At 65.6% G+C, this 17705-nt stretch carries 17 protein-coding genes; 9 read left to right on the top strand and 8 right to left on the bottom strand.

Annotation, left to right across the window (positions count from 1 at the left end):
* Positions 1 to 88: 88 nt before the first annotated feature.
* From lepA to rpoE, 4 genes are all read right to left on the bottom strand, one after another.
* The gene (lepA, locus tag ACCQ06_RS08130) at positions 89 to 1879 is read right to left on the bottom strand and encodes a translation elongation factor 4 (protein ID WP_228322779.1); all 1791 of its coding nucleotides are present in this window, start codon (positions 1877 to 1879) and stop codon (positions 89 to 91) included.
* Between the two features lie 173 nt (positions 1880 to 2052).
* Positions 2053 to 3654, bottom strand: coding sequence for a DegQ family serine endoprotease (locus ACCQ06_RS08125; protein WP_104614081.1), 1602 nt, complete (start codon positions 3652 to 3654; stop codon positions 2053 to 2055).
* Positions 3655 to 3763: 109 nt separating this feature from the next.
* Positions 3764 to 4636, bottom strand: coding sequence for a sigma-E factor negative regulatory protein (locus tag ACCQ06_RS08120; protein WP_104614082.1), 873 nt, complete (start codon positions 4634 to 4636; stop codon positions 3764 to 3766).
* Positions 4633 to 5253, bottom strand: coding sequence for an RNA polymerase sigma factor RpoE (rpoE, locus tag ACCQ06_RS08115; protein WP_005991949.1), 621 nt, complete (start codon positions 5251 to 5253; stop codon positions 4633 to 4635). Before rpoE ends, ACCQ06_RS08120 begins: the two co-directional genes overlap by 4 nt.
* 235 nt (positions 5254 to 5488) lie before the next feature.
* Here rpoE and ACCQ06_RS08110 point away from each other — a divergent pair, with 235 nt between their 5' ends.
* Positions 5489 to 7570, top strand: a complete 2082-nt coding sequence (locus ACCQ06_RS08110) for a 3-hydroxyacyl-CoA dehydrogenase NAD-binding domain-containing protein (protein ID WP_316691645.1) — start codon at positions 5489 to 5491, stop codon at positions 7568 to 7570.
* Between the two features lie 90 nt (positions 7571 to 7660).
* Here the strand turns inward: ACCQ06_RS08110 and ACCQ06_RS08105 are convergent, their stop codons facing one another.
* The gene (locus ACCQ06_RS08105; RefSeq protein WP_316691644.1) at positions 7661 to 8626 is read right to left on the bottom strand and encodes a cation diffusion facilitator family transporter; all 966 of its coding nucleotides are present in this window, start codon (positions 8624 to 8626) and stop codon (positions 7661 to 7663) included.
* Between the two features lie 603 nt (positions 8627 to 9229).
* On the opposite strand from ACCQ06_RS08105, the gene ACCQ06_RS08100 reads away from it, so the two are divergent.
* Positions 9230 to 10153, top strand: coding sequence for an IS110 family RNA-guided transposase (locus tag ACCQ06_RS08100; protein ID WP_316691643.1), 924 nt, complete (start codon positions 9230 to 9232; stop codon positions 10151 to 10153).
* A gap of 235 nt (positions 10154 to 10388) precedes the next feature.
* Here ACCQ06_RS08100 and ACCQ06_RS08095 read toward each other — a convergent pair whose 3' ends face one another.
* The 3 genes from ACCQ06_RS08095 to ACCQ06_RS08085 form a co-directional block, all read right to left on the bottom strand.
* A complete protein-coding gene (locus tag ACCQ06_RS08095; RefSeq protein ID WP_104614518.1) occupies positions 10389 to 10712 on the bottom strand; it encodes a hypothetical protein in 324 nt (107 codons plus the stop codon).
* Positions 10709 to 11983, bottom strand: a complete 1275-nt coding sequence (murA, locus tag ACCQ06_RS08090) for a UDP-N-acetylglucosamine 1-carboxyvinyltransferase (protein WP_228324268.1) — start codon at positions 11981 to 11983, stop codon at positions 10709 to 10711. The genes ACCQ06_RS08095 and murA overlap by 4 nt, the downstream gene beginning before the upstream one ends.
* Before the next feature lie 132 nt (positions 11984 to 12115).
* Positions 12116 to 12343: a BolA family protein gene (locus ACCQ06_RS08085; RefSeq protein WP_104614516.1), complete on the bottom strand. Its 228-nt coding sequence runs from the start codon at positions 12341 to 12343 to the stop codon at positions 12116 to 12118.
* 53 nt (positions 12344 to 12396) lie between these two features.
* On the opposite strand from ACCQ06_RS08085, the gene ACCQ06_RS08080 reads away from it, so the two are divergent.
* The 7 genes from ACCQ06_RS08080 (at position 12397) to hpf (ending at position 17703) form a co-directional block, all read left to right on the top strand.
* On the top strand, positions 12397 to 13398 hold the full coding sequence (locus ACCQ06_RS08080) for a KpsF/GutQ family sugar-phosphate isomerase (RefSeq protein ID WP_104614515.1): 1002 nt from the start codon (positions 12397 to 12399) through the stop codon (positions 13396 to 13398).
* 48 nt (positions 13399 to 13446) lie between these two features.
* Complete coding sequence (locus ACCQ06_RS08075) at positions 13447 to 13995, top strand: KdsC family phosphatase (protein ID WP_104614514.1); 549 nt, start codon at positions 13447 to 13449, stop codon at positions 13993 to 13995.
* Positions 13992 to 14567 (top strand): LPS export ABC transporter periplasmic protein LptC, encoded by a 576-nt coding sequence (lptC, locus tag ACCQ06_RS08070; protein WP_104614513.1) that lies wholly within the window; start codon positions 13992 to 13994, stop codon positions 14565 to 14567. Before ACCQ06_RS08075 ends, lptC begins: the two co-directional genes overlap by 4 nt.
* Positions 14545 to 15099 carry a lipopolysaccharide transport periplasmic protein LptA gene (gene lptA, locus ACCQ06_RS08065; RefSeq protein ID WP_104614512.1) on the top strand — a complete coding sequence of 185 codons (555 nt, stop codon included), beginning with the start codon at positions 14545 to 14547 and terminating at the stop codon, positions 15097 to 15099. Before lptC ends, lptA begins: the two co-directional genes overlap by 23 nt.
* The gene (gene lptB / locus ACCQ06_RS08060) at positions 15099 to 15818 is read left to right on the top strand and encodes an LPS export ABC transporter ATP-binding protein (protein ID WP_104614511.1); all 720 of its coding nucleotides are present in this window, start codon (positions 15099 to 15101) and stop codon (positions 15816 to 15818) included. The genes lptA and lptB overlap by 1 nt, the downstream gene beginning before the upstream one ends.
* A gap of 40 nt (positions 15819 to 15858) precedes the next feature.
* Positions 15859 to 17298: an RNA polymerase factor sigma-54 gene (locus ACCQ06_RS08055; protein ID WP_104614510.1), complete on the top strand. Its 1440-nt coding sequence runs from the start codon at positions 15859 to 15861 to the stop codon at positions 17296 to 17298.
* 87 nt (positions 17299 to 17385) lie between these two features.
* A complete protein-coding gene (gene hpf, locus ACCQ06_RS08050; protein ID WP_011037930.1) occupies positions 17386 to 17703 on the top strand; it encodes a ribosome hibernation-promoting factor, HPF/YfiA family in 318 nt (105 codons plus the stop codon).
* Positions 17704 to 17705: the final 2 nt, after the last annotated feature.

Here is a 17705-nt window from a genome sequence, read left to right as displayed (position 1 = left end):
AAGGGAATCGGGAGTCGAGAATGGGGAATCGGAACGGCAAGAGCGCGCAAGCCTCTGCGATTCCCCATTCCCGATGCACTATTCCCTGCTACTTATCCATCTGCAGCACGGCCAGGAAAGCCTCCTGCGGAATCTCCACGCGGCCGACCTGCTTCATGCGCTTCTTGCCTTCTTTCTGCTTTTCCAGCAGCTTTTTCTTGCGCGAAACGTCGCCACCATAGCACTTGGCCAACACGTTCTTGCGCATCGCCTTGACCGTGGAACGCGAGATGATCTGCGAGCCGACGGCGGCCTGAATCGCCACGTCGAACATCTGCCGCGGGATCAGTTCCTTCATCTTTTCGCATAGCTCGCGGCCGCGCCGGTCAGCATGGCTGCGGTGCACGATCAGCGACAACGCATCGACCTTGTCGCCGTTGATCAGCACGTCCACCCGCACGAACGGGCCGGCATCGAAACGCACGAAGTGATAATCCAGCGAGGCGTAGCCACGGCTCACCGACTTGAGCTTGTCGAAGAAGTCCAGCACCACTTCAGCCATCGGCAGTTCGTAGCTGATCTGCACCTGGCTGCCCAGATAATTGATGCTGATCTGGGTGCCGCGCTTTTCTTCGCACAACTTGATGATGTTGCCGATGTATTCCTCGGGCGTCAGCACGTTGGCGCGAATGATCGGCTCGCGAATCTCCTCCACCAGGTTCAACTGCGGCAGCTTGGCCGGGTTGTCCATGTTGATGATGGAGCCGTCGGTCTTGAGGACTTCGTACACCACCGTCGGCGCGGTGCTGATCAGGTCCAGGTTGTATTCGCGCTCCAGGCGCTCCTGCACGATTTCCATGTGCAGCATGCCCAGAAATCCGCAACGGAAGCCGAAGCCCATCGCCTCGGAGCTTTCCGGCTCGAAACGCAGCGCGGCATCGTTCAGACGCAACTTGTCCAGTGCTTCGCGCAGATCCGGATAATCCTCGGCATCGACCGGGAACAGGCCGGCGAACACGCGCGGCTGCATTTCCTGAAATCCCGGCAACGCATACGGCGCGGGGTCGGCAGCCAGGGTCAAGGTGTCGCCGACCGGCGCGCCATGCACATCCTTGATCGAAGCATTGATCCAGCCCACTTCGCCAGCGCCTAGCGAAGGCAGCTCCTTGCGCTTGGGGGTGAACACGCCGACCTTGTCGACCAGGTGCGTGCGCCCGGTGGACATCACCAGAATCTTGCTGCCCGGCTTGATCTGGCCCTGCATCACGCGCACCAGCGACACCACGCCCAGGTAATTGTCGAACCAGGAATCGATGATCAGCGCCTGCAGCTTGTCGGTATCGCGCGGCTTGGGCGGCGGAATGCGCTGCACGATCGCCTCCAGCACCAGGTCGATGTTGAGACCGGTCTTGGCGCTGACCGCCACCGCGTCTTCGGCATCGATGCCGATCACCGCTTCGATCTCGGCCTTGGCACGGGCGATGTCGGCGGTGGGCAGGTCGATCTTGTTGAGCACCGGCACCACTTCCAGCCCCTGCTCCACCGCGGTGTAACAGTTGGCGACCGATTGCGCTTCCACGCCCTGCGCCGCATCGACCACCAGCAGCGCGCCTTCGCAGGCGGCCAGCGAGCGGCTGACTTCATAGGAGAAGTCGACATGCCCGGGGGTGTCGATGAAGTTCAGCTGATAGACCTGCCCGTCCTTGGCCGTGTACGGCAAGGACACCGACTGTGCCTTGATCGTGATGCCGCGTTCGCGTTCGATCGGGTTGGAGTCGAGAACCTGGGCCTCCATCTCGCGCGCCTGAAGACCGCCGCATAGCTGGATGATCCGGTCGGCCAGGGTGGATTTCCCGTGATCGACGTGGGCAATGATGGAGAAATTGCGGATGTACCGCATTGAATCAGAGGACATTGAGGTGGGCGCCGGCGGTGCCGTCGTCAGGGTAACGCAGCATTATCGCACGGCCGGCCCCATTGGGGCCGGGGGAATTGGGAATCGGGAGTAGGGAATCGTGAAAGCCAAGGCAGGCCGCGCTCTTACGATTCCCGATTCCCGATTCCCGGCCTCGATCACCCGCCGGCCTTCAGCGCCACATAGCTGGTGGCCTTGCCGTCGGTGACCAGCAGCATGACCACGTCGCCCTTCTTGTAGCTGGACAGCGCGCGGTTGAGTTCGGCGACGCTGCCCACCTTGGTACGGCCGACGCGGGCGATGATCAGCCCCGGCGACAGCGGCGGCTGGGTGCTGCGCGCAGCAGCTCCAGTGACCGCGGCAATCCGCACGCCCTCACCCGCTTCCAGGCCCAACCGACTGCGCTCGGCGGCGGTCAGGTCGGCCACCTGCAGGCCGAGCAAGGCCACACTGGCCGGAGCCTCCGGCTTGACGTCGGCCGCTGCGGTGCGTGGCGCGGCGTCCTCACTGCCATCCTGCAATGGCGCCAGCACGACTGACACCTGACGCGGCTTGCCGTCGCGCAGGATGTCCAGGTTGACCTTGGCGCCCGGCGGCATCAGGCCGATCATCGGCGGCAGATCGCTGGCCACCTCGATCGGCTTGCCATTGACCGCACGGATGACATCGCCCACCTCGACACCGGCCTTTGCGGCCGGGCTGCCGGCGGGGATGTCGTTGACCAGGGCGCCGCGGCTATCCGGCAGGCCCAGCCCTTGCGCCTTGAGCGAGTCGATCGCGCCAACCTGCACGCCCAGCATGCCGCGACTGACCCGGCCGGTGGCTTTGATCTGTTCGGCCGCACTAAACGCCAGGTCGATCGGGATCGCAAAACTAATCCCCATGTAGCCGCCAGACGCGGAGAAGATCTGCGAATTGATGCCGACCACTTCGCCGCGGGTGTTGAGCAGCGGGCCACCGGAGTTGCCCTGGTTGATCGCCACGTCGGTCTGGATGAAGGGCACGTAGCGCTGATCCGCGTACGGATTGCTGCGGCCGGTGGCGCTGACGATGCCGGCGGTGACCGAGTGATCCAGCCCGAACGGCGAGCCGATCGCCACCACCCACTGACCTGGCTTGAGCGTATTGGAGTCGCCCAGGCGCACGGTCGGAAGCCCCTTGGCCTCGATCTTCAGCAGCGCCACGTCGAACTGTTCGTCGCTGCCCACCACCTTGGCCTTGAACTCGCGGCGGTCGGTGAGCTTGACGGTGACTTCGCTGGCGCCATCGACCACGTGGTGATTGGTCAGCACATAGCCGTCGGCGGAAATGATGAAGCCCGAGCCCATCGACTTGCCGGCGATGCCGCCATCGTCATCGCCACCGCCCTGGCCCGGCCCCTGCCGCGGGCCGCCCGGCATCTGAAAATCCGGGCCGAAGAAGCGCTTGAAGAACTCCGGCATCTGCTCGTCGTCCGGCATGCCGCCCTGACCGGGCATGCCACCCTGGCCACCGCGCCCGCCACGCGCCGAACGCGCCATCGCATCCTTGCGGGTGATGGTGGTTTCGATATTGACCACGCCTGGGCCGACCTGTTCGACCAGATTGGTGAAGTCCGGCAGGCCGGCGACCAACTGCGGCGCCGGGGTGGTGCTGCGGTTGGCGGCAATCGGCGCACTGGCCTTGGCGGCCGGCGCTGGCGCGGTTTGCTGAGCACAGGCTGCCAGCGGCAACGTCATGGCGATCAGGCCAAACATCTGGGTACGCATGCGGTGATTCATCGAGTTGCCTCCGATGGCAGGGCGACAGGGGCCGGAACCCGCGAGATGACACGGGCCCGGCAAGTTAACGGGAGGAAGCGCGCCGACTGGATGAAGATCGGCGGCCGGATCAGTTCTGCGGGACCTGCACCGGCAGCGGCCGGCTCTGCGCAGGGTTGCCGGTCGCCTGGGGCGCAGGCTCGAACGGATAGAACGCCGGACCCTGGCGGCTCTGGCTGAAACTGGCGTTGAGCGGGCTATCGCCGGCGCCGGACAACGCGGCGCGTGGCCACGGGCGCGCCTGCAGTGTCGTGTCCGGATGGGTAAATGGATTGGAGGTTGCCGCCGGGCTCACCGCAGCAGCCGGGGTCGCGGAAGCCACCATCCGGGCCGGGGTCTGTTGCTGACGCGTCGCGACATTGCGCGCCACCTGTTGGTTACGGGTAGCGGCACCGCGACGCGTGGACGCCAGCGCCGCAGCCGGCACCGCCGCCACAAGCGCGCCACCGTCGCCAGGGTTGGCCGGATCCGGCATGGCTGGCGCCTTCGGCGCGACTGGCGGCCGTGCGATGGCAGGCACTTGCGCCGTGGTGGCATACACCGGCACAACGGAGGCTGGCGGCGCCGTCTCGGGCAAGCGCTCGCGTGCCATGAACAAGGCGATTGCGGCAACCGACGCAGCAATCGCCGCACCTCCACCCCAACGCCAGCGTGCGGCCGAGCGCGGCGCCGGCTGCGCTTGCGGCGCTGGCTCATCGGCAATGGCGTTGCGCACACGCGCGGCAAAATCCAGCGGCGCCGGCGCACTGGCCGCACCGCGCAGTACGTCGCCGCACAGCTGCCAGCGTTCGTGGCAGCCGGCCAGCTCCTCATCGTGCGCCAGACGGCGCAGCAAGAAGCGCGACTCGTCGGCGTTCAACTCTCCGTCGACCAGCGCAGACAACTGCTGCCGGTAGTGACGTTCGAATTTGTCGGTGGTGGACATGGCAGGGTTATCGCTCATACACGGTGTCGCTCACGGGTAGCGCTTTCGGTCTCCAGCAGAGGCCGCAGCTCGATGTCGATGGCCTCGCGCGCCCGGAAGATGCGCGAGCGCACCGTTCCGATCGGGCAATCCATCTTTCGCGCGATGTCCTCATAACTCAGCCCCTCCACCTCGCGCAGGGTGATGGCCGACCGAAGTTCTTCCGGCAGGGCTTGGACCGCGCGCATCACCGTTTGTTCCAGCTCCTGTCGCATCAATTCGCGCTCCGGGGTGTCGTTGTCGCGCAACCGGGTCGCTCCGTCGAACTGTTCGGCATCGCTGATCTCGATGTCGTCGGTGGGCGGGCGGCGGTTGTGCGCAACCAGATGGTTCTTGGCAGTGTTGACGGCAATGCGGTGCAGCCACGTATAGAACTGGGAGTCGCCGCGGAAACTGTTGATCGCGCGGTACGCGCGCACAAACGTATCCTGGGCCACGTCCTGACATTCGCTCCAGTCGGCGATGTAGCGCCCGATCAACGCGACGATCCGATGCTGGTATTTGCGCACCAGCACATCGAACGCCGCGCTCTCGCCGCGCTGCACACGCCGGACCAGTTCCAGGTCCAGCTCCTGAGGTGTATCGACTTCGGCCATGTTGGGCCGCACTCCTGTCAGCCCACCGAAGTCGGGCAATGAGACCGCCGTTGAAGAGGAAAGTTCATACCGATCGGTACGATCGTCACGTATCAGGGTAGCGGCCCGGATGCGCCGCTGGCGACGCCTCCCGCGAAGCGCATGCCGTCCTGTCGACTGGTATGGGTATTTGACGTGATGGAAACAACCTCTGGATGATAACGGCCTTTCCTTATATCGCCGGACGGCCAGACGCATGCTTCCAGGTTTCGACGGGCTCCGATTCAGCCATTGGCAGGCCGACCTGCGCGAGGACGGCGTGGTCGTCCTCAGCCTTGATCGCCAGGGCGCACCGGTCAACGCGTTTTCGCAGGAGGTGCTGCTCGAACTCGGCGCGCTGGTCGAGCGGCTGGCGCTGGACCCGCCCAAGGGCGTGGTACTGCGCTCGGCCAAGTCCAACGGCTTCATTGCCGGCGCAGACCTGAAGGAATTCCAGGACTTCGACCGCAAGGGCACGGTCAACGATGCGATCCATCGCGGCCAGCAGGTGTTCCAGAAACTGGCCGAACTGCCCTGCCCCACGGTAGCGGCGATCCATGGCTTCTGCATGGGCGGCGGCACCGAAATCGCGCTGGCGTGCCGGTACCGGGTGGCATCGGACGACGCCAGTACGCGCATCGGCCTGCCGGAAACCAAGCTCGGCATCTTCCCCGGCTGGGGCGGCAGCGCCCGCTTGCCGCGCCTGATCGGCGCACCGGCGGCGATGGATCTGATGCTGACCGGTCGCACGGTGTCGGCCAAGGCCGCGCGGGCGATGGGGCTGATCGACAAGGTGGCCGCCCCTGCGGTGCTGGTCGATGTTGCCGCCGCCCTGGCCTTGAACGGCACCACGCGCCCGTTCAAGCAACGCGCGACCGCGTGGGCTACCAACACGTTGCCGGCACGCAAGCTGCTCGCGCCGCAGATGCGCAAGCAGGTCGCACGCAAGGCGCGCAAGGAGCATTACCCGGCGCCGTATGCCTTGATCAACGTGTGGGAGCGCGCGGGCGGCAGCGGCATCCAGGCGCGGCTTGCGGCCGAGCGCAAGGCGGTGGTCAAGCTCGCCAGCACCCCGACTGCGCGCAACCTGATCCGCATCTTCTTCCTCACCGAGCGCTTGAAGGCGCTGGGCGGCAAGGAGGCAGGCGCGGCGGCGTTGCCGCCGATTCGCCATGTGCATGTGATCGGTGCCGGCGTGATGGGCGGCGATATCGCCGCGTGGGCCGCCTACAAGGGCTTCGAGGTCACCCTGCAGGACCGCGAGCAGCGCTTTATCGATACGGCACTGACGCGCGGCGGCGAGCTGTTTACCAAGCGGGTGAAGGACGACGCCAAGCGGCCGGCGGTGGCAGCGCGGCTACGTGGCGATTTGGCTGGCGCGGGTGTGGCGCAGGCGGATCTGGTGATCGAGGCGATCATCGAAAATCCGCAGGCCAAGCGCGACTTGTATCAGTCCATCGAGCCGCAACTCAAGCCCGATGCAGTGCTGACCACCAATACCTCGTCGATTCCGCTGACCGAGCTGCGTGGTCACATTCAGCGCCCCGCGCAATTTGCCGGCCTGCACTATTTCAACCCGGTGGCGATGATGCCGCTGGTGGAAATCGTGCAGCACGATGGCCTGGATCCGGCCAACGTGGCGCGCCTTGCGGCGTTCTGCAAGGCGCTGGACAAGTTCCCGGTGCCGGTGGCCGGCACGCCCGGATTCCTGGTCAACCGCGTGCTGTTTCCGTATCTGCTCGAAGCGGCCACCGCGTATGCCGAGGGCATTCCGGGACCGGTGCTGGACAAGACTGCGGTGAAGTTCGGCATGCCGATGGGGCCGATCGAGTTGATCGACACGGTGGGGCTGGACGTCGCTGCCGGTGTCGGTGCCGAGTTGGCGCCGTTCCTGCATCTGCCGATTCCTGCCGCGCTTGCCACGGTGGACGCCGGCAAGCGCGGCAAGAAGGACGGCCAGGGCCTGTACACATGGGAGAACGGCCGCGCGGTCAAACCCGAAGTGGCCAGCGGCTATGCCGTGCCCGCAGATCTGGAAGACCGCCTGATCCTGCCGCTGCTCAACGAAGCGGTGGCCTGCCTGCACGACGGCGTGGTGGCCGATGCCGACCTGCTAGATGCCGGCGTCATCTTCGGTACCGGCTTCGCCCCGTTCCGCGGCGGCCCAATACAGCATATCCGCAGCGTCGGTGCGGATGCCCTGCTCGAACGTCTGCAGGCACTGCACGCCCGTTATGGCGAACGCTTCGCCCCTCGCCCGGGTTGGGATTCGCCGGTGTTGCGGGAGCCGGTGGCCTAAGCAGCGCTGCGGTACAACGACAACGAAAACGCCACCGCAAGGTGGCGTTTTTCTTTGCCTAGCAGCTGCGCGATCGCTTCGTCAGTGGTTCTAGTGCGAGTGCTTGTGCGCGCAATGCCCGTGTGCATGATCATGTACATCGTCGGCAGCAACCTGCATGGACGGCGTACCGCAGGGTTCGGTACCGCAATCGCCGCTTTCCACCTGCAAGGTGACGTGGGCGATGTCGAAGCGGTCGTGCAGCAGGTTGCCGAGGGCGTCGCGCAGGCGATCGCGGTCGGTGGTGTCGCCGACCACGACATGCGCGGTGAGTGCGGGCGTGCTGGAAGCCAGGGCCCAGACGTGCAGGTCGTGGACGTCGTCGACGCCGGGGTAGCTAGTCAAGGCTTGACGGACCTGCGCCAGGTCGATGCTTTTGGGGACGCCTTCGAGCAGGACGTTGATCGCTTCGCGCAGCAGCACCCAGGTGCGTGGCAGCACCCACAGGCCGATGAGCACCGCCAGTACCGGGTCGATCCATTGCCAGCCGGTCCAACGGATCAGCAAGGCGCCGATGATCACCGCCACCGAGCCGAGCATGTCGCTCCAGACTTCCAGATAGGCGCCCTTGACGTTGAGACTTTCGCCGCTGCCGGCATGCAGCAGCTTCATCGCGATCAGGTTGATCACCAGGCCGAAACCGGCGATCAGCAGCATGCCGTTAGAGGAAATATCCTGCGGCGCGTGGAAGCGTTGCGCGGCTTCCCAGAGGATGTAGGCACCGACACCGAACAGCAGCGCGCCATTGACCAGTGCCCCCAACGCTTCGAGACGGACATAGCCGTAGGTGCGGCGCGCGTCCGCCGGGCGACGGCTCAAACGCACCGCGAGCAGGGCGATCATCAGACCGAGCGTGTCGGTGGCCATGTGCGCCGCATCCGACAACAGCGCCAAACTGTTGGACACGAACGCGCCGATGACTTCGGCCACCAGAAAGGTGGCAGTGAGGCCAAGCGCCCACCACAACGGTGTTTCATGGCGGATTTCGCTGGGTGCGTGGTTGTGATCGTGTCCCATGGGGTGCAGTGGCCTTGTGCGATGCGCGCACCTTAGGCGCGTGCGATGGCGGAGACTATTACACCTGGGCGTGATGAGATTACATCACGTGAGCGCGGCGCGGCGCTTCGTTGTCCAGGCCGGGCAGCCACTCGGAGCGGCTAACAAACGCTCTCGAACGCCGCAGCAATGGCGGCAATGTGGGAACCACACTGCCTTCGTTGGCGGATGGAGTGATGTCGTCTTGGCAGTGACGTTGCTCAGATGGAAAGAAGCCGACCAGACCGCACCTCATCAGACGGCCGCGCTGGGTTCACTGCTTGCCCTGCTTGCAATCATGCGTACCGACCCTCCCGACCGGCCCTTGCCCGCTCACCGTCGCGGGACCTTATGCGGCATGGATGCCGCATAAGAGCCTTATCTGTTCGGAATCTGGCAGTTTAGGTGTCGAGAGCCGGCGTGGGCTGCCGTCAGAGCCTGGATCTCAGCGATCGCCATGCAGTTTGGTACCCACGCCGGATTCTCCCTTGATTCGCCCGAACAGTTGCCCGAGCTGACACTCGAAACGATAAGACTGGGCAAGCGAGGGAGCTCTCGACATTTTTAGCCTAGCGGAGATTTCCCATGAGCGGAATCGGGATCGATGTGTGCAAACACTTTCTGGACGTTGCCGTTTTTCGAGGCCAAACCCGTCAGTTCACCAACACCGCAGGCGGTCATCGGAAGCTTGTCGATTGGCTGAAGACGCTGTCGGTGCGGCAGGTGGTGCTGGAGGCGACCGGGGGCTACGAGCTGGCAGCGCTGGATGCCTTGCATCACGCCGCACTGCCGGTAGCGCGCGTCAATGCGCAACGGGCACGCAACCTGGCCAACGGTTTGGGACTGGCCAAGACTGACCGGCTGGACGCGGCCATGTTGGCCTGCATGGCCGAGAAGATGGAACTCCATCGGTATGTTCCACTGGAACCCTGGCAGCGCGATCTGGGCGAGCATGTACGTGCCCGTCGGCAACTGGTCGAACTGCTGAAAGCAGCAAGGCAGCAGTTGCTGCAGGTTGCGGAAAAAGCGCTACGAAAGATCCTGCAGGGCAACGTGAACCAGCTTGTGCGCAGCGTGGCGCGGCTAGACAACCTGATCGCCGGGCAGCTGAAGACGCTGCTCATCGAGCAACCGCACCTGGCCGCGTTGAAGACGCTCAAAGGGGTCGGTCCGGTGCTGCTGGCCGTGCTGGTGTCCCGGTTACCGGAGCTTGGGACGCTCAACGGAAAGCAAATCTCCCGATTGGTTGGCGTTGCCCCGCTCTCGCGCGACAGCGGCGCGATGCGTGGTAAACGGGGGATCGGCGGAGGCCGAGCCGATATCCGGCAGGCGCTGTATATGGCGGCGATGTCCTCGGCTCGGCACGAGCCAGGTCTGCGCGATTTTTACAGATCGCTGCGCACACGCGGCAAGGAAGGCAAGGTCGCCCTCGTGGCGGTGATGCGCAAGATGCTGGTCATCCTCAATGCGCGCGTGCGCGATCAAAGAGCCGCTCTGCAGCCCACCTGAGCGCGCTCGGCGGCCGTGAGTAAACGCAAAAGCGTGCCAGCCAGCGGCCGGCACCTACCGATGAACACGCCCGAAGGAAACTGATCAAAGGTCGCGGATTGAGGTCCTGACCAACACAGTTGCTCCATGGACGTACTTGCGGCGTGTCCCGCGAGGGTGGGCGGGCAAGGGCCCTGCAGCGAAGTGACAGATCGGTGACTCTGCAATCGATCTATCCACGCTGACCCATTCCTCCTCAGGGCTTGGCAGCAGCCTTGTCATCGCCGGTACTGAACACCGTGCGGCAATCCACGCGGATCTGTTCGTCGTTCCTGCGCCAATAGAACAGATCGCAATGGCGCTTGCCTTCGACGGTCTTTTTCACCGCCACCGCGTAGAACGATTGCGCGATCTCGTTGCGGCTGGCAGTGCCGTCGCCGTTCCAATCCATATCCTTGAACTCGACGCCCTGGGTGATGGCCATGCCCACGCTCCAGGCGTAGGCCAGCCACGCCAGGATCAGCACGATCACGCCCAACAGGATCTTGCGTCGGGTGGTGAATCGCCCGCGCAGGATCATGCGGTGCGCTGGATGGTCGCGCCCAGCGCCCCCAGCTTCTCCTCGATGTTTTCGTAACCACGGTCCAGGTGGTAGATGCGATCGATGGTGGTGTCGCCGTCGGCCACCAGCCCGGCCAGGATCAGCGAAGCCGACGCGCGCAGATCGGTGGCCATCACCGGTGCGCCGCTGAGGCGCTCGGCGCCGCGCACGATCGCGGTATGGCCTTCGACCTGGATGTCCGCGCCCAGGCGCAGCAGTTCGTTGACGTGCATGAAGCGGTTTTCGAAGATCGTTTCGTTGATCACGCCCACGCCCTCGGCCACGCAGTTGAGCGCCATGAATTGCGCCTGCATGTCGGTGGGAAACGCCGGGTACGGCGCGGTGGTCAGGTTGACCGCGCGCGGGCGCTTGCCGTGCATGTCCAGGGTGACGCTGTCGGCGGTGGTGGTGATGGTGGCGCCGGCTTCGGTGAGCTTGTCCAGCACCGCATCCAGAGTGTCCGGGCGCGCGCGACGCACGGTGACGCTGCCACCGGTCATCGCCGCAGCGACCAGGAAGGTGCCGGTTTCGATGCGATCCGGCAGCACCGCATGGTGCCCGCCCCCCAGACGCTCCACGCCGTGCACCACGATGCGCGGCGTGCCGGCGCCTTCGATCTGCGCGCCGAGCGCGATCAGGCAATCGGCCAGATCCGTGACTTCCGGTTCCATCGCCGCGTTTTCCAGCACCGTAGTGCCTTCGGCCAGCACCGCGGCCATCAGCACGTTTTCGGTGCCGGTGACGCTGACCATGTCGAACACGTACCGGCCGCCCTTCAGACGCCCATTGCTGGTGGCCTTGATGTAGCCGTTCTCTACGCTGATCTCCGCACCCAGCGCCTGCAGGCCCTTGATGTGCTGGTCCACCGGGCGCGAACCGATCGCGCAACCGCCGGGCAGCGACACTTCGGCGGTGCCGTAGCGCGCCAGCAGCGGGCCCAGCACCAGGATCGAGGCGCGCATGGTCTTGACCAGCTCGTACGGGGCAACCTGATGGGTCACCGAGCGCGGGTCGACCAGGATCGAGCGGCCCTTGGCCAGGGTGCCTTCGTCGATGGTGACCTCGGCGCCCAGCTCGCTGAGCAGCTTCACCGTGGTGATCACATCGTGCAGGTGCGGCACGTTACTGATTTCCACCGGCGCATCGGCCAGCAGGGTGGCGCACAGGATCGGCAGCACTGCGTTCTTGGCGCCGGAAATATTGACTTCGCCATGCAGCGCTTGGCCGCCGGTCACTACGATTTTTGCCATGGGAGCTTGGGAGATCCGAAAGAGATGTCGGGGGAATGAGATATCGCGGGATTAAGAGCTGAGACAACGGCGTGCCGGACGACGCGCCCCGGGCGGCACTGCGGCCGGGGCCGGTCTGCCCGACGGCGCCGCTCAGCCTTCGTCGGGGGTCAGCGTCTTGAGCTGCAGCGCGTGGATCGCGCCACCCATCAACTCGCCCAGGGTCGCGTAGACCATGCGGTGACGCGCCAACGGGGCCTTGCCGGCAAATGCCGGGCTGACCACGGTCGCCTCGAAGTGCACACCGTCGTCGCCGTGCACGTCGACGCGGGCTTCGGGCAAGCCGGATTCGATGAGTTTACGGATGGTTTCGGCGTCCACAGGGCGTTTCCTCATAAAATGAGTGCACATTCTACTCTTCACCCGAGTCCCGCATGGCCGTCTCGCACCTGCCCACCGCCACCGTCAGCGACGCCAGCCTGGTCGCCAGCGGGCAGCGCGTGCTGGAGATCGAGCGTGAGGCGCTGGCCAGCGTGGGCGCGCGCATCGGCGACGCGTTTGCCGCGGCATGCCGGCTGGTGCTGGCGTCGCGCGGGCGGGTGGTGGCCACCGGCATGGGCAAATCCGGCCATATCGCGCGCAAGATCGCCGCCACCCTGGCGTCCACCGGCACGCCGGCGTTCTTCGTGCATCCCGGCGAAGCCGGCCATGGCGACCTGGGCATGATCACCGAGGCCGATATCGTGCTGGCGCTGTCGTATTCGGGCGAATCGGACGAAGTGCGCATGTTGCTGCCGGTGCTCAAGCGCCAGGGCAACCCGATCATCGCCATGACCGGCCGCCCCGGCTCCAGTCTGGCCCTGGCCGCCGACGTGCACCTGGATGTCAGCGTCTCCGCCGAGGCCTGCCCGCTGCACCTGGCACCGACCTCCAGCACCACCGCCTCGCTGGCGATGGGCGATGCGCTGGCGGTGGCGCTGCTGGATGCGCGCGGTTTCACCGCGGACGACTTTGCGCGCTCGCACCCGGCCGGCAGCCTGGGCCGGCGCCTGCTGCTGCACATCACCGACGTCATGCACGGCGGCGATGACCTGCCCAGCGTGCGCGAAGATGCCAGCCTGAGCCAGGCGCTGATGGAAATGAGCCGCAAGCGCCTGGGCATGACCGCGGTGGTCGACGACGACGGTCGCCTGATCGGCCTGTTCACCGACGGCGACCTGCGCCGCGCACTGGACAGCGACATCGACGTGCGCAGCGCCGGCATTGCCGAGGTGATGACGCGCAACCCGCGCACCATCGGCGCCGACCAGCTGGCAGCCGAGGCCGCGCGGCTGATGGAGGACTACAAGATCAATGGCCTGATCGTGGTGGACGCCCAGCAGCGTGCGGTCGGCGCATTGAACATTCACGACCTGTTGCGCGCCAAGGTGGTTTAACAGGTTCAGTTTTCAACTGCGGAACCCCGTCCTCACCGATTCGTGCCGATGCCCTACTCTCCCTTGCAGCACCTCCCCGCCGAGCTGATCGAACGCGCCGCGCGTATCCGCCTGGCCTGTTTCGACGTCGACGGCACCCTGACCGACGGGCGCCTGTACTACGACCATGCCGGCAACGAGAGCAAGGCGTTCAACGTGCTCGACGGCCAGGGCCTCAAACAGCTCGAATACGCCGGCATCCATGTCGCGCTGATCACTGCGCGCGCCAGCCTGTCGGCGGAAAAGCGCGGCCAGGATCTGGGACTGCACGTGCAGATCGGAGTCAAGAACAAGCGCCTGGCGGTGCTGGCGCTGTGTCAGGAACACGGCCTGTCGCTGGACCAGGTGTTGTTCATGGGCGACGACCTGCCCGATCTGCCGGCGTTGCTGGCGGTCGGCCTGCCGGTGGCGCCAGCCAACGCGCACCCCTGGATCGCCGAGCGCGTGCAGTGGCACACCCAGGCACGTGGCGGCGAAGGCGCCGCTCGCGAGGTCTGCGATGTGGTGCTCGCCGCGCAAGGCCAGGTCCAGGGCATCATCGAAAGGTTTTCCGCATGAGCGTGAACTGGCGCACCACCCTGGGCGTGGTGCTGTTTGCCGCCGCCGTCATCTCCGGCTGGTCGGCATGGCAGCAACGCGCCCGCCCGGTAGCGGCAGCCGTGGATGAGTCGAAAGTCGACTATGTGCTGCGCGACTTCGAACTGATCGCCCTGGACAAGCAGAGCGGCAAGGAATCGATGACGCTGCGCGCGCCGGAAATGCACCGCAACCGCGCCGACCAGACCTCCGACATCACCACGCCGGTGTTCCTGCTGCCCGACAACGCCAACCAGCCGTGGACGCTGCGCGCCAAGACCGGCTGGGTCAGCCCCAAGGGCGACGAGCTGCGCTTGCGCGGCGATGTCCAAGGCGACAGCCCGACCGCCGGCGCGACGCCGCCCACCACCTTCCGCACCGAAAGTCTGGACGTGTTTCCGCAGCAGAACCTCGCCAAGACCGCTGCTCCGGTGACCATGCGCCGGCCGGGTATCATGCAAAGCGGGGTCGGCTTCGAAGCCGATCTCAAATCACGCCAGTACAAGCTCCTTTCTCAGGTCAAGACCCGCTATGAACCGAATGCTGCCCGCTAAACTGGCGTTTGCCGCGCTGCTGTTGCCTGCCATGGCGATGGCCAAGACCAGCGACCGCAATCAGCCGATGGCGATCGACTCCAATGCCAACGATTGCAACATGCTCGACGACAGCGGGAAGTGCCGTTTCAGCGGCAATGTGGTGATCACCCAGGGCACGCTGGAAATCCACGCCGATACCGCCGACATCTTCCAGAAGAACGGCCAGACCGACCGTGTGGTGCTCAACGGCAAGCAGGCCACGCTCAAGCAGCAGATGGACGACGGCGCGATGATGAACGGCCAGGCCGACAACATCGAATACAAGGTCGCCGACGAGATCATCATCCTGACCGGCAACTACAAGGTCGACTCGCCCAAGGGCACCAACGCCGGCCAGCGCATGGTCTACAACACCAAGACCGGCAATATGCAGAGCGGCGGCGACGGCAGCCGCGTGCGCACCATCATCCAGCCCAAGAATGCAGCCCCCACCGCGGCAACGCCGGCACCGGCCGCCAAGCCTGCTGCCAAGCCGCAGGGGAAGAAGTAATGCTGGTCGCCACCGGTCTGCGCAAGAAGTACAAGCAACGCGAAGTGGTCAAGGAATTCGGCCTCACGCTCGAGGCCGGCGAAGTGGTCGGCCTGCTCGGCCCCAACGGCGCCGGCAAGACCACCTGCTTCTACATGATCGTGGGCCTGGTCGAAGCCGACGCCGGGCGCATCGAGCTGGACGGACGCGACCTCACCGCCGAGCCGATGTACGCGCGCGCCAAGCTCGGCGTGGGGTACCTGCCGCAGGAACCGTCGATCTTCCGCAAGCTCACCGTGGCCGACAACATCCGGCTGGTGCTGGAGCTGCGCGAGGAACTGGACACCGCCGGCCGCGAGAAGGAACTGGCCTCGCTGCTGGAAGAATTGCAGATCACCCATGTGGCCGATCAGCTCGGCGCCAGCCTCTCCGGCGGCGAGCGCCGCCGCTGCGAGATCGCCCGCGCGCTGGCCGCAAAGCCGCGCATGATGCTACTGGACGAACCGTTTGCCGGCGTGGACCCGATTTCGGTCGGCGAGATCCAGCGCATCATCATTCACCTCAAGGAACGCGGCATCGGCGTGTTGATCACCGATCACAACGTGCGCGAGACCTTGGGAATCTGCGACCGCGCGTATATCCTCGCCGAGGGGGGCGTGCTGGCGCAGGGGGCACCGGACGCGCTGCTAGCCAATCCCGACGTCCGTCGCGTGTATCTGGGGGAAACTTTCCGCCTTTGAGCGCGTCGCCGCGCCATCGATTCTTCCAGTCAGTGCCTGCATGAAAGCCCGGCTTCAGACATCGCTAGGACAGCAGCTGGTCATGACGCCGCAATTGCGTCAGGCGATCAAGCTATTGCAGATGTCCACCACCGAGCTGGAACTGGAAATCGCCGAAGCGGTGGAAACCAACCCGCTGCTGGAATGGGCCGACGAAGCCGCGCATGCGGCCGGCGACACAGCGGTGGAGTCCGCGTCGTCCTCGTCCAGCGAGGAACCCCAGCGCGAAGAACCGGCGCCTGCCGAACGCGACGACGATTGGTCGCAGGACGAATTGCAGTGGACCGGCTCGGGCAGCGGTGGCAGTTTCGACGATGACGAGTCCGGCGATGCCGCCGAGCGCGTGGCCGAATCGGAAACCCTGGCCGACCATCTGCTGTGGCAACTGCACTTGTCGCCGTTGTCGCCACGCGACCGCCAGATCGGCGCGCTGCTGATCGATGCGCTGGACGAAGACGGTTATCTGCGCGAGCCGCTGTCGGCCATTCTCGAAACACTGGCGCTGGGCGCTGCGGTGGACGAGGCGGAAGTACTGACCGTGCTGCATCAGATCCAGCGTTTCGACCCGGTCGGCGTGGGTGCGCGTACGCTGGGCGAGTGCCTGACCTTGCAGCTGGCGGTGCTCGACCCGGCCATCCCCGGGCGCGAGCTGGCGCTGCAGATCGTCGCCGGCCCGCTGGAACGGCTGCCGCGTGCCGGTGTGCCCGGCCTGGCGCACGAACTCAAGCGCTCGGCCGCCGATGTCGAACAGGCCGTGCAGCTAGTGCGTTCGTTGGACCCGCGCCCGGGCAAGCAGATCGGCGACCTGTCACAAGACACCTACGTGGTGCCCGACTGCGTGATCTGGCGCCAGCGCGGCGTCTGGCGCGCGTCGCTGGCCGGCCGCTCGCAGCCCAAGGTCACCATCCATCGCGGCTACGAGAACCTGATCCGCAGCTGCGGCGAATCCGACGCCGGCTACCTGCGTGGGCAATTGCAGGAGGCGCGCTGGCTGCTCAAGAGCCTGGAAGCCCGCGGCGAAACCCTGCTGCGGGTGGTGCGCTGCCTGTTGCAGCACCAGGCCGGGTTTCTGGAATTCGGCGCGCAGGCGCTGCGCCCGCTGACCCTGCGCGAGATCGCAGGCGAGCTCGGCCTGCACGAATCCACCATTTCCCGCGCCATTGCCCGCAAATACGTGCGCACCCCGCGCGGCACCATCGCGCTGCGCTCGTTCTTTGCCTCCGGCATCGACACCGACAGCGGCGGCGAAGCGTCCAGCACCGCCATCCAGGCCATGATCCGGCGCTTGATCGACGCAGAAAACCCGCGCAAACCCTTGTCGGACGCCAAGTTGGCAGATCTGTTGAAGACTTCCGGCGTACCAGTGGCGCGGCGCACCGTTGCGAAGTATCGTGAGGCCATGAACATTTCCGCCTCCCACGAACGCGTACGCATCGCCTGACGTTGCAACCACCGCAACGCCGGCCTGCGCCGGGTGAGTCGGATCACCGGAAAGGTTCATTGGCCCACCGACCAATGGAGGTATCCGATGCGCATCGAGACGTATGGCCACCAGCTTGAAGTGACCCCCGCCCTGCGGGACTACGTGGCAAGCAAGCTGCAGCGACTGCAGCGCCATTTCGACCAGCACTGCGAAGTCCGAACGCAGCTGGCCGTTCGCAAGCCGGACCACCACGTGGTCGCCACCGTCAACCTTCCCGGTCGCACCCTGCACGCAGATGCCAGCGGTTCCACCATGTATGCAGCCATCGACCTGCTGGTCGACAAGCTCGACCGCCTGGTGCTCAAGCACAAAGAAAAGAAATGTAACCACCACGCACGCGAGGTGCGCGACAATCCCGCATGACG

Source organism: Xanthomonas sp. NCPPB 4467 (assembly GCF_041475665.2).
Lineage (GTDB): Bacteria > Pseudomonadota > Gammaproteobacteria > Xanthomonadales > Xanthomonadaceae > Xanthomonas > Xanthomonas dyei.
Note: the sequence above shows the minus strand (reverse complement) of the source record. Positions and strands in the feature narration are given on the sequence as shown.